Raw genomic sequence first — 22,508 nt, 5'->3', positions numbered from 1 at the left:
CGCGGCTCCTCAGAGTGAGGAGGACCGTCTCACTTCGGCGCGCGCGGATCGATCGGGGTGGAGCTTGCGACGCCGAGGATGTCTTCCAGCACCTTGGCGCCCGCCAGCAGGCCGGCGTCGTTGCGCGGGCGGGCGATCACCTGCAGGCCGACCGGCAGGCCGGAGGCGGTGAAGCCGCAGGGCAGGGACAGAGCCGGGCAGCAGGCGAGCGTGATGGCGTAGACGATGCCCAGCCATTGCACGTAGTTGTCGAACTTGTGGCCGGCGCATTCGGCGACGTAGCGGTTCTCGACCGGGAAGGGCGGCACGATCGTCGCCGGCGCCAGCAGCAGATCATAGGTCTCGAAAAACTTCACGGCGCGCCCCGTGATCGCGACGCGCTGCGCCTCGGCGCGCGCGATCTGCGCGACCGTCAGCTTCAGGCCTTCCTCGATGTTCCAGATCACCTCCGGCTTCAGCAGGTCGCGCTTGGTGCGCAGCAGCTCCTGCTTGCTCATCGCGAAGTCGAGCGCGCGCAGCACGTGGAAGCATTCATGCGCCTCGCTGAAATCCGGATGCGCCTCCTCGACGATCACGCCCAACTCAGCGAAGCGCTGCGCCGCCTTGCGGGTGACGGCGATGACTTCCGGGTCGACGGGCGTGATGCCGAGATCGGGCGAGTAGGCGATGCGCACCGGCTTCTTGCCGGAGCGCGCGGCGGCCAGGAACGAGGTCGCGGGCGACGGCAGCGAGATCGGATCGGCGGCATACTCGCCGCTCATCGCATCGAGCAGCAGCGCGAGATCGTCCACGGTCCGCGCCATCGGGCCCTGGACGCCGAGGTTGCGGTCGACGGCGACCGCCGGTGTATGCGCGACGCGGCCAAAGCTCGGGCGCAGGCCGACGATGCCGCAGAAGCTCGCAGGATTGCGCAGCGAGCCGCCCATGTCCGAGCCATGCGCCAGCCAGGCCATGCCGGTCGCGAGCGCCACGGCGGCGCCGCCGGAGGAGCCGGCGGCCGAGCGGGACGTGTCCCAGGGATTGCGCGTCGCGCCGAACACTTCGTTGAAGGTGTTGGCGCCGGCGCCGAACTCCGGCGTGTTCGACTTGGCGTAGATCACGCCGCCATTGGCCTCGAGATGCTCGACCATGAGATCGGAGCGTTCCGGAATCCGGTCCTTGAAGATCGGCGAGCCCTGCGTGGTCAGCACGCCCGCGACGTCGGTGAGATCCTTGATCGGGACAGGAAGTCCGGCGAGCAGGCCGCGTTCACCGGCCGGCTTCTTCATGAGCGCCTTGGCATGATCGCGGGCGCGGTCGAAGCACAGCGTCGGCAGCGCATTGACCTTGTCGTCGACGGCCTTGATGCGCGCCTCGAGCGCGTCCAAGCAATCGAGCGGGGTGACCTCGCCGGCCTTCAACTTGTCGACGACGGCGCAGGCGGTCTCGCGGATCAATCCCTGGTCGGCCAAAGCTTGGTTCTCCTGATTGGAAGCATCCCGGCGCCGTTTCGTAGACCACGTTTCGTTAAATGTGGAAAGATCGCTGCGCTCAACCCCACCCTGCGCTGATGCCGCCATCGACGGTATAGATCACGCCCGACGTATAGCCGGCGCGGTCGGAGGCGAGGAAGGCCATCAGGTCGGCGATCTCCCGTGGACGCGCGGGGCGGCCGAGCGGCAGGCCTTTCTGGAATTCCGTGTAGCGGCTCTCGTCGCCGAACTGCTGCTTGGCGCGAGTCTTCAGCAGGGTGACATGACGGTCGGTGCCGACCGGTCCGGGATTGATGCCGACGACGCGGATGTTGTCGGCGAGGCTCTTGGAGCCGAGCGCGCGGGTGAAGGCCATCAGCGCGGCATTGCCGGCGCTGCCGCAGATGTAGTTGAAATCGAACTTCTCGCCGGCTGCGCCGATGTCGTTGATGATCACGCCCGACCCGCGCGCCTTCATCTGCGCGTAGACCAGCCGCGCGAGATTGATGAAGCCGAACACCTTCAGGTCCCAGGCATGCCGCCAGGCCGCCTCGTCGATCTTGTCGATCGGCCCGCCCGGAATGTCGCCGGCATTGTTGACGAGGATGTCGATGTCGGCGGCCTCCTGTGCCAGCCGCGTGACATCCTCGGATTTGCGCAGGTCGACCACATGCGCCGCCGCATCGATCTGGTGTTTGGAGCGGAACTGCTCGACCAGCGCCGACAGCCGGTCGACGCTGCGCGCCGCGAGGCGGACGTGACAGCCTTCCTCGGCAAACGCCTCGGCCGCCGCGGCGCCGATGCCCTTGGAGGCGCCGGTGATGAGAACGCGCTTGCCGCGCAGATGAAGGTCCATGGCAATACTCGCTGAGGTGGGGAGACGCGCGGATTGTCTTGCGCGTCAGCCATGCGGTCAATCTTGCACCGCAGCGTTGCGCTTATCAGCCGTTTGGTCCATTCAGGCGATCGACGATTTCGGCCGGGACAACCGGCGACAACGCAAGGACCCGCTCGATGAGCAAGAAGCCCTATCGCATCGCAGTCATTCCCGGCGACGGCATCGGCAAGGAGGTCATGCCCGAGGGGCTGCGTGTGATCGAAGCGGCCGCCAAGAAGCACGGCGTCGCGGTGCAGTTCGATCATTTCGACTTCTCGAGCTACGACTATTACGAGAAGCACGGCCAGATGATGCCGGACGATTGGAAGACGCAGATCGGCAGCCATGACGCGATCTATTTCGGCGCCGTCGGCTGGCCGGCCAAGATCGCCGACCACGTCTCGCTGTGGGGCTCGCTGATCAAGTTCCGCCGCGAATTCGATCAGTATGTCAATCTTCGTCCGGTGCGTCTGATGCCCGGCGTGCCGTCGCCACTGGCGGGCCGCAAGCCCGGCGACATCGATTTCTGGGTGGTGCGCGAGAACACCGAGGGCGAGTACTCGTCCGTCGGCGGCCGCATGTTCCCGGATACCGACCGCGAGTTCGTCACCCAGCAGACGGTGATGACCCGCACCGGCGTCGACCGCATCCTGAAGTTCGCCTTCGAGCTCGCGCAGTCCCGTCCGAAGAAGCATCTGACGTCGGCGACCAAGTCCAACGGCATCTCGATCACGATGCCCTATTGGGACGAGCGGGTCGAGGCGATGGCCAAGAACTATCCGGGCGTGAAGTGGGACAAGTACCACATCGACATCCTCACCGCGAACTTCGTGCTGCACCCTGATTGGTTCGACGTCGTCGTCGGCTCCAACCTGTTCGGTGACATCCTGTCGGATCTCGGCCCCGCCTGCACCGGCACCATCGGCATCGCACCGTCGGGCAACATCAATCCGGAGCGCAATTTCCCGTCGGTGTTCGAGCCGGTGCACGGCTCGGCGCCCGACATTGCAGGGCAGGGGATCGCCAATCCGATCGGCATGATCTGGTCGGGCGCGATGATGCTGGAGCATCTCGGCGAGACAACCGCGGCGCAGTCGATCGTCGGCGCCATCGAGCGGACGCTGGCGGAGCGAACGTTGCGCACGCGGGATCTGGGTGGCAATGCGGATACGGTCGCGTGCGGCAAGGCCGTGGCGGAGATGGTGGATTAGTTAGTCGACGCTGATTGTTGTCGCCCCGGCGAACGCCGGGGCCCGGAACCACCGACCGTTGTTATCGGGCAGGGCGTCTGCCACCGTTCGCTCCTGATAAATCACGCGGTATGGGTCCCGGCGTTCGCCGGGACGACGATGGTGGTTTGGGTCGCCGCTCGTCCAACACCGTCATTGCGAGGAGCGTAGCGACGAAGCAATCCAGGGTCGCGCATTCAGCCCTGGATTGCTTCCGCCGTCGCCCTTCGGGCTGTGGCGGACACGTCGCTTCGCTCGCAATGACGGAGAAGAGAGCGGAGCCGTAGGGTGGGCAAAGGCGGGGCCTCGCTGTATCCGCACATAAGATCGTTGTGGCGCCGTGCCCACCGTCTTGCCGCGAGTGCGCTGATCGATGGTGGGCACGCTGCCGCCTGGCGGCGGCTGCTTTGCCCACCCTACGCGACGACAACTAACCCTTCGCCACGCGCCGGCAATGCTCCCACGCCGCGTGGATCAGGTTCTCGCTGGCCTCGGGCGTGCGGAAGGCGGAATGCGCCGACAGCGTCACGTTGGGGATGGTCGTCAGCACGTGATCCGCAGGCAGCGGCTCGGTGGTGAAGACGTCCAAGCCGGCGTGGCGGATATGGCCGGAGCGGAGCGCGTCGATCATCGCTGTTTCGTCGACGATGGCGGCGCGGGCGGTGTTGACGAAGATCACGCCCTTGCGCATCTGCGCGATGCGCTCGCGTGACAAGAGGCCGCGGGTCTCGTCGTTGAGCAGCAGATGCAGCGACACGACGTGGCTGGTTGTCAGCAACTGATCGAGCGACACGAACTCCACGCCCGGATGGCTCTTCGGCGAGCGATTCCAGGCGATCACCTTCATGCCGCTGCCGCCCGCGATGCGCGCGACCTCGGCGGCGATGCCGCCGAAGCCGATCAGGCCGAGCGTCTTGCCGGTCAGCTGCATGCCGTCGTCGCGCAGCCAGTTGCCGGCACGCATCTCGCGGTCCATCTGCGCGATGCCGCGGGCCGCGGCCCACATCAGCGCGATCGCGGCTTCGGCCACGGCCGTGTCGCCATAGCCCTTGATGAGGTGGACGGTGATGCCGAGCTCGGCCAGCTCGTCGGGGTTCATGTAGCTGCGCGCGCCGGTGCCGAGGAAGACCACGTGCTCGAGGTTCTTGCACTGCTTGGCGACGTCGGTCGGCAGCGCGGTGTGGTCGACGACGCCGATCTCGGCGCCGTCGAGGATGGCCGGCCAATCCTCGGGCTTGATGTCGGGATCGAGATGCACGCGCATCTCGGGATCGCCGGATTGGCGCTGGCGCTCGAAGATCTCGGCCAGTGAGTCGTTGGCGTCGATGAAAACTCCGCGCACGGGGTGGTCTCCTCAGTTTGAGCCGAGCTGTAACCGCGACGGCGGTGCGCTCCCTCCCCCCTTGCGGGGGAGGGTCGGGGTGGGGGTGCCCAGGCGAGACTGCCCGTGGGGACCCCCACCCCCGACCCCTCCCCGCAAGGGGGAGGGGAGCTCAGTGTGCCCGCGCGATCGAGAGCTGTGTTCCATCAATGATAGTTGGAAGAAGCCGTAACTAACAGCCCTTCACGACGCCACGCCGGCCAGCGACAGCACTGTGTGCAGCAGCACGTTGGCACCGGCGGCGCAGTCGGACTGGGTGGCATCCTCCAGCTCGTTGTGGCTGATGCCGTCCTTGCAGGGGACGAACACCATCGCGGCCGGCATGATGGTGTTGAGGTTGCAGGCGTCGTGGCCGGCGCCGGAGGTGATGCGGCGGTGGGAGTAGCCGAGGGAGCCCGCGGCGCGCTCGACGGCGTCGACCAGCTTGGGATCGAAATGCGTCGGCGGCTTGCGCCAGACCTGGTCGATCGCGATCTCGACCTTGCGCTTCTTGGAAATCTCGCCGGCCGCCGCGCGCAGGCTGGCGTCGAGCGCCTCAAGCGTGTCGGCATTGGCGCTGCGGCAGTCGATGGTGAAGGCGATCTCGCCGGGGATGACGTTGCGCGAGGGATTGGCGATGACGGCCTCGCCGATGGTGGCGACCGCGTTCGGCCCGAGCTTGATCGCGATCTGCTCCAGGGTCAGCGCGAACTCCGACAGCGTCAGCAGCGCGTCGCGGCGCAGCGGCATCGGCGTCGAGCCGGCGTGGCTCTCGAATCCCGTGATCTTGCCGTCGTACCAGAACACGCCCTGGCCGTGATCGACCACGCCGATGGTCTTGTTCTCGGCCTCCAGGATCGGGCCCTGCTCGATATGCAGCTCGACGAAGCCGGAGAATTTCTGCGTGCCGACCTTGGTCTCGCCGCGGTAGCCGATGCTATCCAGCGCCTCGCCGACCGCGACACCCTCGGCGTCCTTGCGCGACAGAATGTCCTCGACGGTGAAGTCGCCGACGTAAGCCGCCGAGGCCATCATCGCCGGCGCGAAGCGCGAGCCTTCCTCATTGGTCCAGTTGACGATGCACAGCGGCGCGTCGGTCTCGATGCCGGCGTCGTTGAGCGTGCGGATCACTTCGAGCGCGCCGAGCGTGCCCAGAATGCCGTCGAACTTGCCCCCCGTGGGCTGGGTGTCGAGATGCGAGCCGAGCCCGACCGGGGCCTTCGACATGTCGCGGCCCTTGCGCAGTGCGAACATCGAGCCGAGCGCATCGACATGCACCTCGAGGCCGGCGTCCTCGCACGCCTTCCGGAACCAGTCGCGGACCTGCTTGTCCTCCTGGCTCAGGGTCAGCCGGCGCACGCCGCCCTTCGGGGTGCCGCCGAACTTGGCGGTCTCGTGGATGCTGTCCCAGAGGCGGGCGGAATCGATCTGCAGATTGGTGACGGCGCGGCTCATGCTTGAAATCCCTGTACTCCGGCATCCTGTCCATCGCGCGCCGCGACGAGCGCGTCAACTGATGCGGTGGGATGGCTGGCCGTCTGCGCCGTCCGGGCTGCGAGCTCGGCAACGCGCTCGATCGCGACCATCTCGGGCGACGACAGCCAGCTCGCGGTGAACGTCAGCGGCGGAATCCGCAAATCCGTCTTCAGCTCCTGCAGGCGGCCGCGCTCGATCTCATGCGCCACGATCGCGGCGGGAATCACGGCGACGCCGAGGCCCTCGACTGCCATGTGGATCACCGTCGCCAGCGAGGCGCTGGCGTGCAGCCGCATCGGCGGCAGATGCGGGCGGTTGAACAGCGAGCGGACATTGTCATAGGGCTGGGTGTTGCGCGGGAAGGTGATGATCGGGAAGCGCGCCATCTGCTCGGCGGTGACGATGCCTGTGCCGAAGCCGAGGGCAGGGCTGGCAAGAAAGCTGATCGGATAGTCGCACAGCACGCGGCTGCGGATGCCCGACTCCGAGGGCGCGCCGAGCGCGAAGGCGAGCTCGATCTCCTGCGCGAGCAGCCGCGCATGCAGGTGGGGCGTGACGTCGACCTCGATCTCCAGCGACAGGTTCGGATAGCTCTCGTTGACGCTCTTGATCAGCCGCGGCAGCCAGTCATGCACGATGGTCTCGGCGACGCCGAGCCGGAGCACGCCGCGCATCGCCGAGCGGTCGCCGACCTCGGCCAGCATCTCCGCGCGCAGGCCGATCAGCTTCTCGGCATAGACCAGCATCTGCCGTCCGACGGCGGTTGGCGAGGCCACGCGGTGGTCGCGGTTGAGCAGCTTTACGCCGAGCTCGCGCTCGAGCTGGGCGATCCGCTGGGAGATCGCCGGCTGCGTGGTGTTGAGGCGCTGCGCGGCGCCGCGGAAGCTGCCGAGCTTGACCACCCAGAGAAAGGTCTCGATGGAACGGAAATCCAACATCAGGGCCGCCTCGGATCAATTTGTTTTATCGATCCTGATTAAAAACGAAGATTAGACTTTATAGCATGGCTGATGTTGAGTGAGTTTGTCGAGATATTAGGCAAATGGCACAAATGACTGTTTCTGCGGCATTGCAGCAATCGGCCGACCAAGGGGGGCTTCTCCCCAGCCATCAGGCCCGCCTGGATTATCGCACCGGCAGGGGCTGGAGCACGGCCGGAATCGCCAACGGCTTCGTCCAGGGCAATCTCGCGATCATTCCCGAGCAGTACGCCGGCGCCTTCCACCGCTTCTGTCAGCTGAATCCGAAACCGTGCCCGATCATCGGCATGTCCGATCCGGGCAATCCTCATATTCCGGCACTCGGTGCCGACCTCGACATTCGCACGGACGTGCCGCGCTATCGGGTGTGGCGCGACGGCGAGATGGTCGAGGAGCCGACCGATTTGATGGCGCATTGGCGCGACGATCTCGTCACCTTCGTGCTCGGCTGCTCGTTCTCGTTCGAAGAAGCGCTAATGGCCGACGGCCTGCCGATCCGCCATATCGAGCAGGGCTGCCGCGTGCCGATGTATCGCACCAACATCGCCTGCACGCCGTCCGGGCCGTTCGCGGGTCCCATGGTGGTGTCGATGCGCCCGTTCAAGCCGGCGCAGGCGATTCGCGCGGTGCAGATCACGACGCGCTTTCCCGCCGTGCACGGCGCGCCGGTGCATCTCGGCCTGCCCGAGCAGATCGGCATCGCCGATATCAATAAGCCTGACTACGGTGACCCGGTGCGGGTGGGCGCGGACGAAATTCCCGTATTCTGGGCCTGCGGAGTGACGCCGCAGGCGGTGATCGCAGCGGCGAAGCTGCCGTTCGCCATCACCCATGCGCCGGGCCTGATGCTGATCACCGATCTCAGGAACAAGGATCTCGCCGTCCTCTAATCAGGCAGCAATGCTGCTTATTGAGCCTTTACCGCCGACCTCAACCGCTTCATCGATGCGCTTTCATCAGAGGATCTTCTCATGACCATCACGCGCCGTAACGTCCTGCTTGGAGCCACCGCTGCCGCCGCACTCGGGCCGCTTGCCGCCCGCGCGCAGACCTCCGAGGTGAAGATCGGCGTCATCTATCCGTTCTCCGGCGCCAGCGCACAGATCGGCGTCGACGCGCAGCGCGCATTCGAGACCGCGGCCGAGATCATCAACGGCAAGTATGATTTCGACCTGCCGCTCGCCCGCACCGAAGGCCTGCCGGGCCTCGGCGGCGCCAAGATCAAGCTGGTGTTCGCCGACCACCAGGCCGACCCGCAGAAGGGACGCGCCGAGGCCGAGCGCCTCATCACCCAGGAGAAGGTCGCCGCCGTCATCGGTTCCTACCAGAGCGCCGTCGCGGTGACCGCGAGCCAGATCTGCGAGCGCTACCAGATCCCGTATCTCTCGGCCGACAATTCCTCGCCGAGCCTGCATCGCCGCGGCCTCAAGTATTATTTCCGCGCCGCGCCGCATGACGAGATGTTCTCGCAGGCGATGTTCGACTTCTTCGACGCGATGAAGAAGAAGGGCACCAAGATCGAGACGCTGGCGCTGTTCCACGAGGACACCATCTTCGGCACGGATTCCAGCAACGCCCAGCTCAAGCTCGCCCAGGAGCGCGGCTACAAGATCGTCGCCGACATCAAGTATCGCGCCAACTCGCCGTCGCTGTCGGCGGAAGTGCAGCAGCTCAAGGCGGCCAATGCCGACGTGCTGATGCCGTCGAGCTACACCACCGACGGCATCCTGCTAGTCAAGACCATGGCCGAGCTCGGCTACAAGCCGAATGCGATCGTGGCCCAGGACGCCGGCTTCTCGGAAAAGGCGCTGTACGACGCGGTCGGCGACAAGCTCGAAGGCGTGATCTCGCGCGGCTCGTTCTCGCTCGACCTCGCCGCCAAGCGGCCGATGGTCGGCAAGATCAACGACATGTTCAAGGCCAAGTCCGGCAAGGACTTCAACGACTACTCGTCGCGCCAGTTCATGGGCCTGATCGTGATGGCCGACGCCATCAACCGCGCCAAGTCCACCGACGGCGAGAAGATCCGCGACGCGCTCGCCGCGACCGACATGCCGGGTGAGGCGACCATCATGCCGTGGAAGCGGGTGAAGTTCGACGAGAACGGCCAGAACAACGACGCCGATCCGGTGCTGCTGCAATATGTCGGCGGCAAGTTCGTCACGATCTTCCCGACCCAGGCCGCGGTCGCCGAAGCCAGCTGGCCGATGAAGTAACTTTCTCGGATGTCGTCCCGGGCAAGCCGCGACGCGCACCAGCGCGTGGCGGCGCTGACCCGGGACCCATACGCCGAGGCCGTGGTTGGACGATGACTGGCTGTCGTCGTGCCCCACACAAACAGTCGTGGTTATGGGTCCTGGCGTTCGCCAGGACGACACCCCGAGTCACATCGAGAGTGGGGCAAGATCTGTGACAGCAGAAACAATCATCCAAAGTCTCGCCAGCGGCCTGTTGATGGGCCTGCTCTACGGCCTGATCGCCGTAGGCCTGGCGCTCATCTTCGGCCTGATGGACGTCGTGAACTTCGCGCATGGCGAGTTCCTGATGATCGCGATGTACGCGACCTTCTTCCTGTTCGCCTATTTCGCGCTCGACCCGTTGCTGTCGGCCCCGATCGTCGCGGCCGGATTGTTCGTCTTCGGCGCGGTGGTCTATTTGCTGATTGTCAGATTTGCCGTCCGCGCCAAGGCCAACACCGGCATGGTGCAGATCTTCTCCACCTTCGGTCTCGCGGTGCTGATGCGTGGCGTCGCGCAGTATTTCTTCACCCCCGATTATCGCAGCATTCCGCACTCCTATCTGGGCGGCAAGACGATCTCGATTGCCGGCATCTATCTGCCGCAGCCGCAGCTGGTCGGCGCGCTCATTGCGATCGCGGCCTTCGCCGGCCTGTACTTCTTCATCCACCGCACCGATTTCGGCCGCGCGCTGGAGGCGACCCGTGAGGATGCCGGGGCGGTGGCTCTGGTCGGCATCGACAAGAACAAGGTGTTCGCGCTCGGCTGGGGCCTGGGCGCGGCGCTGGTCGGCCTCGCCGGCGCGGTCATGGCGATCTTCTTCTACGTCTTCCCGGATGTCGGCGCGTCGTTCGCCACCATCGCCTATGTAACGGTTGCGCTCGGCGGCTTCGGCAGCGTGTTCGGCGCCTTCGCCGGCGGCATCGTCGTCGGCCTCGTCGAGGCCATCACCACGCTGATCCTGCCGCCGTCGCTGAAGACGGTCGGCATCTATGGCGTCTATCTCCTCGTCGTCTTCATCCGCCCGCGCGGCCTGTTCGGATCGATCTGATGGACAAGGCATTCACTCACCGTCGCCGGCGCGACCTGATCGTCGCGGCCTGCCTAGCACTGCTCGCGACCCAGGTGCCGCGCTACGTCACCGATGTGTACATCCAGAACATGATGATCATGACCCTGATGTATGCAGCGCTATCGCAGAGCTGGAACATCCTGTCAGGCTATTGCGGCCAGATCTCGCTTGGCCACGCGTTGTATTTCGGGCTCGGCGCTTACGTCACCGCGCTTCTGTACACCAAGTTCGGGATGCTGCCCTGGTTCGGCATGTTCGCCGGCGGGCTGCTGTCGGCGGTCATCGCGATGGCGCTCGGCTATCCCTGTTTCCGACTGGGCGGACACTACTTCGTCATTGCTACCATCGTGATCGCCGAGATTGCACTCGTGCTGTTCCAGAATTGGGAATGGGCGGGAGCAGCGCTCGGAGTCACGATCCCGCTGTCGAAGCAGGATAGCTGGCTTACCCTTCAATTCGCCAAGAACAAGCTGCCTTACTTCTACTTCGCGCTCGCTCTGGCCTGCGTCGCCTGGTTCGTGACCTGGTGGCTGGAGGATTCGAAGTGGGGCTATTGGTGGCGGGCCGTGAAGGACAATCCGGTTGCGGCCGAGAGCCTGGGCGTTGTCGTGTTCAATTCCAAGATGGGCGCGGCGGCCGTGTCGGCGTTCCTCGTCGCCGTCGGCGGCGGTTTCTATGCGATGTACGTCACCTACATCGATCCCGAGAGCGTGATGGGCTTCCAGTTCTCGCTGCTGATGGCGCTGCCCGCGGTGCTTGGCGGCATCGGCACGCTCTGGGGCCCGATGCTCGGCGCGGTCATCCTGATCCCGCTGACCGAGCTGACGCGCTCCTATATCGGCGGCTCCGGCCGCGGCGTCGACCTGATCGTCTATGGCGGCCTGATCATCGCGATCTCGCTGGCACGGCCGCAAGGCCTGGTCAGCCTGTTCTCCCGCAAGCCGAAGCCGGCCGCGCAGCCGGCGCGAGAGGCGGTGGCGTCATGACCGCATTGTTGGAAACCCGCAACATCACCCAGCGCTTCTCGGGCCTGACGGCGAACTCCGACGTTTCGATCTCGGTCGGGCGCGGCGAGATCGTCGGCCTGATCGGGCCGAACGGCGCCGGCAAGTCGACCTTGTTCAACCTGATCGCCGGCGCGTTCAAGCCGACCGAAGGCACGATCCTGTTCGACGGCGAGGACGTCACCGCGCTGCCGGCGGCTGAGCGCTGCCAGCGCGGCATCGGCCGCACCTTCCAGGTCGTGAAGAGTTTCGAGAGCATGACGGTGATCGAGAACGTCATCGTCGGCTCGCTGGTGCGCACCACCAATATGCGCGACGCCCGCCGCAAGGCGCATGAGGTCCTGGCGTTCTGCGGCCTCGATGCACGCGCCGACGTGCTGGCGAGCGACCTCGTGCCGTCGGAGAAGCGACGCTTAGAGGTGGCGCGTGCGCTTGCGACCGAGCCGAAGCTGCTGCTGCTGGACGAGGTGCTGACCGGTCTCACGCCGGTCGAATCGCAGAAGGGTGTCGAGCTCGTGCGCCGTGTGCGCGACACCGGCATCACGGTGTTGATGGTCGAGCACGTCATGGAGATCGTGATGCCGCTGGTTGACCGCGCCATCGTGCTCGATCTCGGCAAGGTGCTGATCGAGGGCATCCCCAAGGACGTCGTCCGCGATCCCAAAGTCATTTCCGCCTATCTTGGAGACCGCCATGCTGTCGGTGCGTGACGTCACCACCGCCTATCAGGGCCTGGTTGCGATCTCGAACGTCTCGATCGACGTCGAGAAGGGCGAGATCGTCTGCGTCGCCGGCGCCAATGGCGCGGGCAAGTCGACCTTGTTGAAATCGATCGCCGGTGCCGAGCGGCCCCGCGCGGGCAGTGTCACCTTCGACGGCAACCGCATCGACGGCATGGCGCAGCATCTGATCACGGCACGCGGCATCGCTTATGTGCCGGAGAACCGCCGGTTGTTCCCGCGGCTCTCGGTGCGCGACAATCTCCGTCTCGGGAGCTACCTCTATCGCAGCGAGGCCAATCGCGAGGAGCCGCTGGAGTTCGTGTTCAAGCTGTTCCCGCGATTGTCGGAGCGGCTCGAGCAGCGCGCCGAGACCTTGTCCGGCGGCGAGCAGCAGATGCTGGCGATCGGCCGCGCGCTGATGACGAGGCCGCGGCTGCTGATGCTCGATGAGCCATCACAGGGCATCATGCCGAAGCTGGTGGATGAGATCTTCCAGGCCGTGAAGAAAATCCGCGACGCCGGCATGACTGTGCTGATCGTGGAACAGCGCATGGCGGAGTGTCTGGAGATCGCGGACCGGGCGTACATCCTGCAGACCGGCCGTGTGCTGATGCAGGGCACCGCCGCGGAGATCAGCGGCAACAAGGATGTAAGGAAGGCGTATCTGGGGCTGTGAGGCAATGGCCTCGTAGGGTGGGCAAAGCGGCGCCGTCAGGCGTCGCGTGCCCACCGCCGGTGCCGGTGAGTGCGGCCGGTGGGCACGGCGCGCGAAGCAATCATTTCCACGATGAAGAGTAGGGCGCTCCTTTGCCCACCCTACGGACCTATTAGCGCATCCACGCGGTGCCCAATAGTGCCCTCGCCCCTTGTGGGAGAGGGCATGTACGGCCTTACCGCGTACGCGGTTGGGTGAGGGGTTCTCTCGGCAAGCCCGACTTGTTGAGGCAGACCCCTCACCCAACCGAGTTTGCTGCGCTGTCATACATGCCCTCTCCCACAAGGGGCGAGGGCGCATTCATGAGCACCGCGCTTGCTGCTTATTCATAACAGCTGCGCCGACGAGCTGTACCACGACGGCTGCCCAGCTAAGCAACTACACCATCCCCTTGCCGGCATCCGAGCCCTGTCGGCGCTGGCGGGCCTGCAGCACCAGGATGACTGACAGGGCGGCGAAGATCACCACGAAGGACACCGCCGAGGTCAGCGTGCCCAGCGCGTAGATGTCGGGCTTAGTCACTGTCGTCGTCAGCCCCTGCAATTCCAGCGGGAGGGTGTTGACCGAGCCGATCGCCTGGCTCGAGCGCGCCAGTTCATCCCAGGACAGCGTGAAGCCGAACAGGCCGATGCCGACGACCGACGGCAGGATGATCGGCAGCACGACGTGGCGGAAGGTTTGCCAGGGGGTGGCGCCGAGGTCGCGGGCGGCTTCTTCGAGGCGGCCGTCGAAGCGGTTGAAGATCGCGAACATGATCAGGAGGCCGAACGGCAGCGTCCAGGTCAGGTGCGCTCCCAAGCCCGACGTGAACAGGCCCATCGCGGTGGTGTGGCCCTCGGCCAGCCAGCCCAAGCCGTAATCAGCCGCGTGCTTGTTGATGAAGTCGTCGATCAGGCGGAACTCCAAGGCGATGCCGAGCGAAGTGATGATCGAGGGCATGATCAGGCTCGCGATCGCGGTGTAGAACAGGATCGAGGCGCCGCGGAACGGCTTGCGGAACGCCATGCCGGCGGCGACCGACAGCACCACCGTGATCACCATCACCACGAGGCCCAGCGCCAGCGACCGTTTGAAGGCGGCGCCGATGTCGACGATACCGCCGCCGGAAAACACTTTTCCGAACCAGGTCAGCGAGACGCCGTTCATCGGGAAGGTAAGACCGCCGTCCGGGCCCTGGAACGACAGGATGTAGATCGCGATCATCGGGCCGTACAGGAACAGCACATAGGCCGTGAAGAATAGCGCGAGGATGTAAAAGGAGCGGGGGCGCTTGTCTCCCATCTCAGAGCTCCTTGCGCACGTCGACGATCCGCGTCAGCGCGGAGATGATGATGATGGTGATGCCGAGCAGGATCACGGCATTCGCGGCGGCCGCCGGGAATTGCAGCGCCGAGAGGCGCGCCTCGATGATCTTGCCGGCGGAGGCGATCTGCTGGCCGCCCATCACGCCGATGGTGACGAAGTCGCCCATCACAATGGTGATGACGAAGATCGAGCCGATCACGATGCCGGGCTTCGACAAGGGAATGACGATGTTGACCAGCGTCTGCCAGCCCGACGCGCCGGCGTCATAGGCGGCCTCGATCAGGCGCTTGTCGATGCGGATCATCGAATTGAAGATCGGCACCACCATGAAGAACGTGAACAGGTGCACCAGCGCCAGTACCACGGAAAATTCCGAGAACAGCAGCCATTCGATCGGCTTGTTGACGACACCTGCGCCGACGAGCCCCTGGTTGACCAAGCCGTTGCGGCCGAGCAGGGGGATCCAGGCGATCATACGGATGACGTTGGAGGTCCAGAACGGGATCGTGCACAGCAGCGACAGCACGATCTGCCAGGTCTTGCTGCGGACGTGGAAGGCGAGGAAGTAGGCGACCCAGAAGCCGATCATCAAGGTCAGGGCCCAGGTGAGCAGGCACAGCTTCAGTGTCTTCAGATAGGTCTTCAGGATGGTGCACAGCTCGGGCAGGTTGGCTAGGCAGCCTTCGAACGTATCGGTGTAGCCGCGGAAGCTGAGCGCCGGGATCATCTCATATTCATTGTAGTCCCAGACGCTGACGATCACGACGAGCACGAGCGGCAGCAGGAAGAACAGCGCGAACACCAGCGTCATCGGCCCCGCTTGCAGCCAGGCTATCGAGCGCGTGGTCAGTTTGCGGAGAGTGCCTTGCGCCGGCGCTACGGTGTCGGGCGAATTGTCGATCGTCACGGCCACGGAAAATACCTGTCGTCCGGTCGCGGAGGATACGGCTGAGAAAACTGCCGCGCCCACTACGGCGCGGGCGCGGCAGCAATGGCGGTCACATCAGGCGGCGATGAACTCGTTCCACTTGCGGACCATGTAGTCGTTCTCGTCCATGACGGCGTTCCAGCAGACGACGCCGCCCATGCGGTCGTCATAGGAGCCGCCGTCGCGCACCGCGCCGGCCTTCTCCATCAGGGTGCCATCCGGCGCCTTGATGTCGCTCTTGGCCGGCTTGCCTTCCATCCAGTAGCCCCACTCGTCCTCGGTCATGTTGGCCTTGGCGGTGGAGAGCACGGCCGAATAGTAGCCCTGGCGGTTGAGATAGGCGCCGGCCCAGCCCGACAGGTACCAGTTGACGAACTCATAGGCCCAGTCGAGCTTCGGGCTGCCGCCGACGGCCTTGGAGACGCAGAAGCCCGACGCCCAGGAGCGATAGCCTTCCTTCAGCGGCTGGAAGGTGCAGGCGATGCCCATCGAGCGCACCTTGGTGACGGCCGGGGACCACATCGACTGGATCACCGTCTCGCCGGAGGCCATCAGGTTGACCGACTCGTTGAAGTCCTTCCAGAACGCGCGGAACTGGCCGGCCTTCTTGGCCTCGGTCAGCACCTTCATCGTGAGGTCGATCTCGGCCTTGGTCATGTTGCCCTTGTCGGCATATTTGTACTGGCCGGTCGCCTCGACGACGAGGGCGGCGTCCATGATGCCGATCGAGGGGATGTTGAGGATCGAGGCCTTGCCCTTGAACTCGGGATTGAGCAGCTCGGCCCAGGAATTGATCGGACGCTTGATCAGGTCCGGACGGATGCCGAGCGTGTCGGCGTTGTACACGGTCGGGATCAAGGTGACGTATTCGGTGGGCGTGGCCGAGAACGTCTTGGAGTTCGCTCCCTCGAGATACAGCACCTTCCACGGCGCGGTGCCCTGGCCGCCGATCTTCTTGCCGTTCGGCAGCTCGCCCTTGGTGAACACGGGCGTGATGTTGTCGAACTCCTTGATCTTGCGCGCATCGAGCGGGAAGATGTTGCCCGACGGCACGAGCTTCTTCAGCGAGAAATATTCGGTGTCGAGCACGTCGAACGAGTTCGGCTGGGTGATGACGCGCTTGGTGACGTCATCGGTCGTCGCCGTGATGTATTCGATCTTGATGCCGGTGTCGGCGAGGCACTTCTTGGCGATCTCGTCGCCCTCGTTCACGGCGGTGCCGAGATAGCTCAGCACTTTCGGGTCCGCGGCGTGCACATAGGGCGCGCTGAGCAGGGTCCCCGTACCGGCGAGACCGGCAACGCCGGCCGCGCCCTTGAGCAGCGAGCGGCGGCTGATGGATGTCTTCTTCGATCGATCAGTCATGATCATCTCCTTGATCATCTTCTTGGGATAAAAACGAGAAGGCGAAATCAGGCCAGAAAATCAGGCCACGAGTTCTGCAGCCGGTGCGGCTGCAGTTGCGGGGCGAGGCGTCAGCGCGTCGGCTTGCGCCGGATTCCAGGTCACGACGACGCGCTCGCCGATGACGTGGGTCTCCGCGTCGAACTGGTCGTCGCTGAGCTGCGCCGAGATCTCCGGGCCGCCGTCGGTCGCCACCGCGACCTGCACGTAAGTGCCCTGATATTCGATCTTGCTGATCGTGCCGGGCACGGCGGGGCCGTCGATCGCGGCGTTCGGCGCCTTCAGCTGGATGCGGTCGACGCGCACGGCGAAGGTCTCGCCCTTGAGCGGGATGACGTTGTGGCCGCCGATGAAGCGCGCGGCGAATTCCGTGCGCGGATGGTTGAAGATTTCGCGCGGGGTGCCCTGCTGCTCGATCTTGCCGCCATTCATCAGCACGACCAGATCGGACAGCGCCATCGCCTCGTCCTGGCCGTGGGTAACGTGGATGAAGGTGAGGCCGAGCTCGCGCTGCAGCCGCTTCAGCTCGGCGCGCATCCGCAGCCGCAGGAACGGATCGAGCGCCGACAGGGGCTCGTCGAGCAGCAGGATCTGCGGCGAGGTGATCAGTGCGCGCGCCAGCGCCACGCGCTGCTGCTGGCCGCCGGAGAGCTGCGCGGGCAGGCGGCCGGCATAGCTCTGCATGTCCACGAGCTCGAGCAGCTCGCGCGCTTTGGCGTGACGCTCGGGCTTCGATACGCCCTTCATCTTCAGCGCGAAGGCGACGTTGTCGATGACGGAGAGATGCGGAAACAGCGCGTAGGACTGGAACATCATCGCGGTGCCGCGGCCCGCGGGCGGCAGCTCGGTGACGTTCTTGGCGCCGACGATGATGTCGCCTGAGGTCGCGGACTCATGGCCTGCGATCATGCGCAACGTCGAGGTCTTGCCGCAGCCTGAGGGACCGAGCAGGCAGCAATAGGAGCCGGCGGGAATCCGCAGGTCGATTGCGTCGACGGCGGTGACGTGACCGTACATCTTCGTCACCTTCACCAGTTCCAAGCTCGCGCCCGCCGCCATCCGCCCTCCATATCGTCCGTCATTATCGAGACCCGGGCATGACTCATGGTTCGCGCGGTCGGGCGCCCGGCTCCCGACCTGCGTGGTGTCTGCAACGGATATGCCAATGGCTGGCAGCCGGATGGCCCTGTGCATAAAGAGCGCGCGCTCTCGGCGATGCGTATGCAATCGGCGGCCGCGAGCCGTCTGCATCGGCGTCGGCCGGGCACATCCCGTGCGATAGGCCGGGAAAACAGCAGCAACCACGGTGTCGTGGAGGCACTTTGCCTGTTCCTGTCTGTGCATCAGGCGTGTGGAGCGGAATCCGCTGCAATCGATGGTAGAGGCTCTGGCCGCGATTGTGCGTCAGACCGGGGCGCGTCTGCCTATCGATCGAGCGGCCGCTGATTGCCTGCGCAGCCGATTTCTGCCTGAATATTAGGCATCAAAGCCGATCAGAGGCAAGGCGGTGCGTCGGGCGACATGACGGTGCAGCCTCCCCAGGCTAGCGCAACCGCGTCTGCAATTTGGCCACGGCTGCCGCCGTCAACATGCGTTCGGCAATGCCGCGTAATTCCGCGACCCCGATTCGATCGGATTCGGCGAAGATCTCGTAGGAATCAGTCGTGATCGGAAACCAGCGATAGAAGCGAGCTTCCTCGAACAGCACGCGGGCAGCGGCTTCGATCTCGGCGGGCGAAGGTGCAGGGTACTGCATGCGCATCGGCCGCCGGTTCGGTCAATGATGATCGTCGTGATCGGGCAGGGTGAGGCCGAACACTTTGACGAGATCGGCGACCTGCTGCGGCGACAGGTGCCGGGGATTGAGCCCGCGCAGCAGCAGATAGAGTTTGGCCGTTTCCTCCAGCTCCTCCATGGCGAATACCGCGGCTTCCAGCGTGTCGCCGGAGACGACGGGGCCGTGATTGGCGAGCAGCACGGAGGCGTATTTGCCGGCGAGGCCCTTGATGGCGTCGGCGACGGCGGCATCTCCCGGACGATGATAGGGGATAAGCGCGGTCTGACCGCAGCGCATCAAATAATAAGGCGTCAGCGGCGGCAGCGCCATCAGTGGATCGATCTCCGGCAGCATCGAGATCGCGACCGAATGCGTGGAGTGCAGATGCACCACGGCGCGGGCGGCCTCACGCGTCTGGTATAGCGCCGTGTGCAGCGGCACCTCCTTGGTCGGCGCATCGCCCGAGACCAGCCTGCCGCTCGCATCAAGCCGCGACAGCTTGGCCGGATCGAGAAAGCCAAGCGAGGCATTGGTCGGCGTCACCAGCCAGCCGCCATCATCCAGCCGCACGCTGATATTGCCGGACGAGCCCGGCGTCAGCCCGCGCTCGAACAGCGAGCGGCCGAACCGGCAGATGGCCTCGCGAATCGCAGTGTCCGCCACGGATTCTTCCTCGTTCCCTCGATGCTTTGTCTCACGCTTTGGCAGCGTGGCCAAGCCGTGATACCCAGGGACGAGCCGGATCAACCGGACAGGTCGGGAAACGCTTCGAGGATTTGCTGCATGTCGTCATCGCAATTGAACGTCGCCGTGATCGGGCTCGGCTCGATGGGATATGGCATGGCGACCTCGCTCAAGCGCGCGGGCTTCGCGGTGACCGGATGCGACGTCTCGGCAGATGCGGTGACGCGGTTCGTGGCCGATGGCGGCAAGGGCGCCAAGAGCCCGGCCGAGGCGGCCGCGGGGGCTGATATCGTCGTCAGCGTCGTCGTCAATGCGGCGCAGACCGAAGCCATTCTGTTCGGTCCGGGCGGCGCGGCCGAGACGATGCCGAAGGAGTCCGTGTTCGTCTCCTCCGCGACCATGGACCCGGACGTGGCGCGGCGTCTCGCCAAGCAGTTGGAGGCGACCGGCCGGCATTATCTCGACGCGCCGATCTCCGGCGGCGCGCAGCGGGCGGCGCAGGGCGAGCTAACCATTCTGGCCTCGGGCAGCACGGCGGCGTTTGCCAAGGCGCGGCCGGCGCTCGATGCGATGGCGGCCAAGCTCTACGAGCTCGGCGATGCCGCGGGGCAGGGCGCCGCGTTCAAGATGATCAACCAGCTGCTCGCCGGCGTGCATATCGCCGCCGCCAGCGAGGCGATTGCGTTTGCCGCCAAGCAGGGCCTCGACATCAGAAAGGTCTATGAGGTCATCACCGCCTCGGCCGGCAATTCCTGGATGTTCGAGAACCGCATGCCGCATGTGCTCGACGGCGACTACACGCCGCGCAGCGCGGTCGAGATCTTCGTCAAGGACCTCGGCATCATCCAGGACATGGCGCGCAATCACCGCTTCCCGGTGCCGGTCTCGGCCGCCGCGCTGCAGATGTTCCTGATGACGGCGGCCGCCGGCATGGGCCGCGACGATGACGCATCGGTGGCGCGGATGTACGCGCAGGTCACTGGCACGACGCTGCCGGGCTCATCCAAATAGTAATAATAGGACGCGAGTTCGCCATGCCCCGTTTCGCCGCCAACCTCTCGATGATGTTCACCGAGCATCCGTTCCTCGACCGCTTCGAAGCCGCGGCCAAGGCCGGCTTCACCGCGGTCGAATTTCTGTTTCCCTACGATCATCCGGTCGAGGAGGTCGGCAAGCGGCTGCACGGCAACGGCCTGACGCAGGCGCTGTTCAACCTACCGCCCGGCAATTGGGACGCCGGCGAGAAGGGCTTTGCGGCGCTGCCGGAGCGCTTCGATGATCTCAAGGCGAGTCTCGAGACGGCGCTGCCTTATGCCAAGGCCACCGGCGTGAAGCGGCTGCATTTGATGGCCGGCATCGCCGACCGCCATGATGCCAAAGCGGTCGAAGCCTATTACAAGTCGGTCGCCTGGGCGGCGGAGTTCTTCGCGCCCCATGGCCTCGACGTCGTCATCGAGCCGATCAATTCGCGCAACGTGCCCGGGTATTTCCTCAACGATTTCGGCTTCGCCCGCGATCTGATCCGCGAGCTCAAGATCCCGAATTTGAAGCTGCAGTTCGATATCTACCACTGCCAGATCATCCACGGCGACGTCACCATGCGGCTGCGCGCGATGATGGACATCATCGGCCACATCCAGATCGCCAGCATTCCCTCGCGTAACGAGCCCGACCGTGAGGAGCTGAACTATCCGTTCCTGTTCGAGGAGCTCGACCGGCTCGGCTATGCCGGCTTCGTCGGCTGCGAATACAATCCGCGCGGCCGCACCGAGGACGGGCTCGGCTGGTTCGCAGCCTACAAGGGAGTGAAGCCGTGACATTGAAGCTCGGCTGCATCGCCGACGACTACACCGGCGCCTCCGACCTCGCCAACACGCTCACCCGCGCCGGGCTGCGCACGGTACAGACCATCGGCGTGCCGGCCTCCGATCTCGCGCTGCCTGAGGTTGACGCCGTCGTGGTGTCGCTGAAGAGCCGCTCGATCGAGGCCTCGCAGGCGGTCGCTCGCTCGCGCGAGGCTGACACGTGGCTGCGCGCCCGGGGCGCCCGTCATGTCCTGTTCAAGATCTGCTCGACCTTCGATTCCACTGACGCCGGCAACATCGGTCCGGTGATGGATGCGCTCGCTGGCGACGCCGGTGACGACATCGTGCTCGTGACGCCGGCCTTCCCGGAGACCAAGCGCACCGTCTATCAGGGTAACCTGTTCGTGGGCCACGTGCCGCTCAATGAGAGCCCGCTGAAGGATCATCCGCTCAACCCGATGCACGACGCCAATCTGGTGCGCGTGCTCGGACGCCAGAGCCGCCGCAAGATCGGCCTCGTCGATCTCGCGACCGTCGTGCATGGTCCCGAGGCGATCGGACACCGGCTGCAGGAGTTGTCAGGGCAGGGCATCGGCGCGGCCGTCGTTGACGCCGTGTTCGATGCCGACCTGACCGCGATCGGCGCGGCGGCCTTGAAGCACAAGGTCTCGGTCGGCGCCTCCGGCATCGGGCTCGGGCTGGCGCGGGCGCTGGTCGCGGCCGGGCATGTGCATTCGCACGGTCTGGGGCATCACCACGATGCGCCGGTCGGCGGCCTCGCGGCGTGCCTCGCGGGTAGCTGCTCGCAGGCGACGTTGCAGCAGATCGCGCAGGCCGAGGCGATCATGCCGGTGCTGCATCTCGACGCCGCGGGCCTGGTCGCCGGTGCCGACGAGGCGCAGCGGGCGCTCGCCTGGGCGCGCGAGCGTATCGGCAAGGGCCCGGTGCTGATCGCCTCCAGCGCAACGCCCGATCAGGTCAGTGCGCTGCAGGCGAGGCATGGCCGCGAGGCGGCGGGACACGCGATCGAGCAGGCGATGGCCGATCTGGCGGAGGGATTGATCGACGCCGGCGTCAGGCAACTGATTGTCGCGGGTGGCGAGACCTCGGGCGCCGTGGTCGATCGGCTCGGGATTCCGGGTTTCCTGGTCGGGCCGGAGATCGCGGCCGGCGTGCCGGTGCTGCGCGCGATCGGCGCTGCCGACGGCGAGATGCTGCTGGCGTTGAAGTCCGGCAATTTCGGTGGGCCGCGCTTCTTTGCCGACGCGCTGGAGTTGATGCGCTAGCCCGCCTCGACGGGCTATGAGCGCCACCCCGTTCCGGATTTCGGAACGCTCCGGTGTAGCGGCGCGATTCCCTGCATAGTCTGCATAGTTTGTGAGCCTTAACACGGCGCGCCAGCGCGTCGTGCCGCCATAAGCATCGGGACGCACACAGAAAATGCAGAAGTTTTTCGCGTGTAATGCACGATGACTCCCGTAA

21 protein-coding genes are annotated in these 22,508 nt (G+C 65.4%); 10 read left to right on the top strand and 11 right to left on the bottom strand.

Annotated features, from left to right (window positions below; translation table 11 throughout):
- Positions 1-29: 29 nt before the first annotated feature.
- Together BRAD285_RS21485 and BRAD285_RS21480 are read right to left on the bottom strand one after the other, a co-directional pair.
- Entirely contained in the window at positions 30-1,451 is a 1,422-nt protein-coding gene (locus tag BRAD285_RS21485; protein WP_006613625.1) for an amidase, read from the bottom strand.
- Positions 1,452-1,530: 79 nt separating this feature from the next.
- Entirely contained in the window at positions 1,531-2,307 is a 777-nt protein-coding gene (locus tag BRAD285_RS21480) for an SDR family oxidoreductase (protein WP_006613626.1), read from the bottom strand.
- Between the two features lie 158 nt (positions 2,308-2,465).
- Here BRAD285_RS21480 and BRAD285_RS21475 point away from each other — a divergent pair, with 158 nt between their 5' ends.
- Positions 2,466-3,539: a tartrate dehydrogenase gene (locus BRAD285_RS21475; protein WP_006613627.1), complete on the top strand. Its 1,074-nt coding sequence runs from the start codon at positions 2,466-2,468 to the stop codon at positions 3,537-3,539.
- 448 nt (positions 3,540-3,987) lie between these two features.
- Here BRAD285_RS21475 and BRAD285_RS21470 read toward each other — a convergent pair whose 3' ends face one another.
- From BRAD285_RS21470 to BRAD285_RS21460, 3 genes are all read right to left on the bottom strand, one after another.
- Entirely contained in the window at positions 3,988-4,899 is a 912-nt protein-coding gene (locus BRAD285_RS21470) for an NAD(P)-dependent oxidoreductase (RefSeq protein WP_006613628.1), read from the bottom strand.
- A 222-nt stretch (positions 4,900-5,121) separates the two neighbouring features.
- A complete protein-coding gene (locus BRAD285_RS21465; RefSeq protein WP_006613768.1) occupies positions 5,122-6,372 on the bottom strand; it encodes a Zn-dependent hydrolase in 1,251 nt (416 codons plus the stop codon).
- The gene (locus tag BRAD285_RS21460; protein WP_006613769.1) at positions 6,369-7,331 is read right to left on the bottom strand and encodes a LysR family transcriptional regulator; all 963 of its coding nucleotides are present in this window, start codon (positions 7,329-7,331) and stop codon (positions 6,369-6,371) included. Before BRAD285_RS21460 ends, BRAD285_RS21465 begins: the two co-directional genes overlap by 4 nt.
- A 113-nt stretch (positions 7,332-7,444) precedes the next feature.
- On the opposite strand from BRAD285_RS21460, the gene BRAD285_RS21455 reads away from it, so the two are divergent.
- From BRAD285_RS21455 to BRAD285_RS21430, 6 genes are all read left to right on the top strand, one after another.
- Positions 7,445-8,263: a putative hydro-lyase gene (locus tag BRAD285_RS21455; RefSeq protein WP_035647802.1), complete on the top strand. Its 819-nt coding sequence runs from the start codon at positions 7,445-7,447 to the stop codon at positions 8,261-8,263.
- A gap of 81 nt (positions 8,264-8,344) precedes the next feature.
- Entirely contained in the window at positions 8,345-9,589 is a 1,245-nt protein-coding gene (locus BRAD285_RS21450) for an ABC transporter substrate-binding protein (protein WP_006613771.1), read from the top strand.
- A gap of 238 nt (positions 9,590-9,827) precedes the next feature.
- Positions 9,828-10,661: a branched-chain amino acid ABC transporter permease gene (locus tag BRAD285_RS21445; protein WP_006613772.1), complete on the top strand. Its 834-nt coding sequence runs from the start codon at positions 9,828-9,830 to the stop codon at positions 10,659-10,661.
- Positions 10,661-11,668 (top strand): branched-chain amino acid ABC transporter permease, encoded by a 1,008-nt coding sequence (locus tag BRAD285_RS21440; protein WP_006613773.1) that lies wholly within the window; start codon positions 10,661-10,663, stop codon positions 11,666-11,668. The genes BRAD285_RS21445 and BRAD285_RS21440 overlap by 1 nt, the downstream gene beginning before the upstream one ends.
- The gene (locus BRAD285_RS21435; protein WP_006613774.1) at positions 11,665-12,396 is read left to right on the top strand and encodes an ABC transporter ATP-binding protein; all 732 of its coding nucleotides are present in this window, start codon (positions 11,665-11,667) and stop codon (positions 12,394-12,396) included. The genes BRAD285_RS21440 and BRAD285_RS21435 overlap by 4 nt, the downstream gene beginning before the upstream one ends.
- Complete coding sequence (locus BRAD285_RS21430; RefSeq protein ID WP_006613775.1) at positions 12,380-13,084, top strand: ABC transporter ATP-binding protein; 705 nt, start codon at positions 12,380-12,382, stop codon at positions 13,082-13,084. Before BRAD285_RS21435 ends, BRAD285_RS21430 begins: the two co-directional genes overlap by 17 nt.
- A gap of 417 nt (positions 13,085-13,501) precedes the next feature.
- Here the strand turns inward: BRAD285_RS21430 and BRAD285_RS21425 are convergent, their stop codons facing one another.
- The 6 genes from BRAD285_RS21425 to BRAD285_RS21400 all read right to left on the bottom strand — a co-directional run bounded on the left by BRAD285_RS21425 (position 13,502) and on the right by BRAD285_RS21400 (position 19,200).
- Positions 13,502-14,404: an ABC transporter permease gene (locus tag BRAD285_RS21425; RefSeq protein ID WP_006613776.1), complete on the bottom strand. Its 903-nt coding sequence runs from the start codon at positions 14,402-14,404 to the stop codon at positions 13,502-13,504.
- A gap of 1 nt (position 14,405) precedes the next feature.
- Positions 14,406-15,341, bottom strand: a complete 936-nt coding sequence (locus BRAD285_RS21420; protein WP_035647808.1) for an ABC transporter permease — start codon at positions 15,339-15,341, stop codon at positions 14,406-14,408.
- A gap of 90 nt (positions 15,342-15,431) precedes the next feature.
- Positions 15,432-16,721 carry a PotD/PotF family extracellular solute-binding protein gene (locus tag BRAD285_RS21415; protein ID WP_006613778.1) on the bottom strand — a complete coding sequence of 430 codons (1,290 nt, stop codon included), beginning with the start codon at positions 16,719-16,721 and terminating at the stop codon, positions 15,432-15,434.
- Positions 16,722-16,781: 60 nt separating this feature from the next.
- Positions 16,782-17,819 (bottom strand): ABC transporter ATP-binding protein, encoded by a 1,038-nt coding sequence (locus BRAD285_RS21410; RefSeq protein ID WP_006613779.1) that lies wholly within the window; start codon positions 17,817-17,819, stop codon positions 16,782-16,784.
- A 484-nt stretch (positions 17,820-18,303) separates the two neighbouring features.
- Positions 18,304-18,516: a hypothetical protein gene (locus BRAD285_RS21405; RefSeq protein WP_006613780.1), complete on the bottom strand. Its 213-nt coding sequence runs from the start codon at positions 18,514-18,516 to the stop codon at positions 18,304-18,306.
- A 21-nt stretch (positions 18,517-18,537) separates the two neighbouring features.
- Positions 18,538-19,200 (bottom strand): aldolase, encoded by a 663-nt coding sequence (locus BRAD285_RS21400; RefSeq protein WP_006613781.1) that lies wholly within the window; start codon positions 19,198-19,200, stop codon positions 18,538-18,540.
- 120 nt (positions 19,201-19,320) lie between these two features.
- On the opposite strand from BRAD285_RS21400, the gene ltnD reads away from it, so the two are divergent.
- Genes ltnD through otnK form a run of 3 tightly spaced genes read left to right on the top strand, consistent with a single transcriptional unit; the run spans position 19,321 to position 22,312 of the window.
- On the top strand, positions 19,321-20,232 hold the full coding sequence (gene ltnD, locus BRAD285_RS21395; protein WP_006613782.1) for an L-threonate dehydrogenase: 912 nt from the start codon (positions 19,321-19,323) through the stop codon (positions 20,230-20,232).
- Positions 20,233-20,255: 23 nt separating this feature from the next.
- Positions 20,256-21,038, top strand: a complete 783-nt coding sequence (gene otnI / locus BRAD285_RS21390; RefSeq protein ID WP_006613783.1) for a 2-oxo-tetronate isomerase — start codon at positions 20,256-20,258, stop codon at positions 21,036-21,038.
- Positions 21,035-22,312, top strand: a complete 1,278-nt coding sequence (gene otnK / locus BRAD285_RS21385; protein ID WP_006613784.1) for a 3-oxo-tetronate kinase — start codon at positions 21,035-21,037, stop codon at positions 22,310-22,312. Before otnI ends, otnK begins: the two co-directional genes overlap by 4 nt.
- The last annotated feature ends 196 nt before the right edge of the window (positions 22,313-22,508 follow it).

It is taken from the genome of Bradyrhizobium sp. ORS 285 (genome assembly GCF_900176205.1).
In the GTDB taxonomy this organism is placed as follows: domain Bacteria; phylum Pseudomonadota; class Alphaproteobacteria; order Rhizobiales; family Xanthobacteraceae; genus Bradyrhizobium.
Note: the sequence above shows the minus strand (reverse complement) of the source record. Positions and strands in the feature narration are given on the sequence as shown.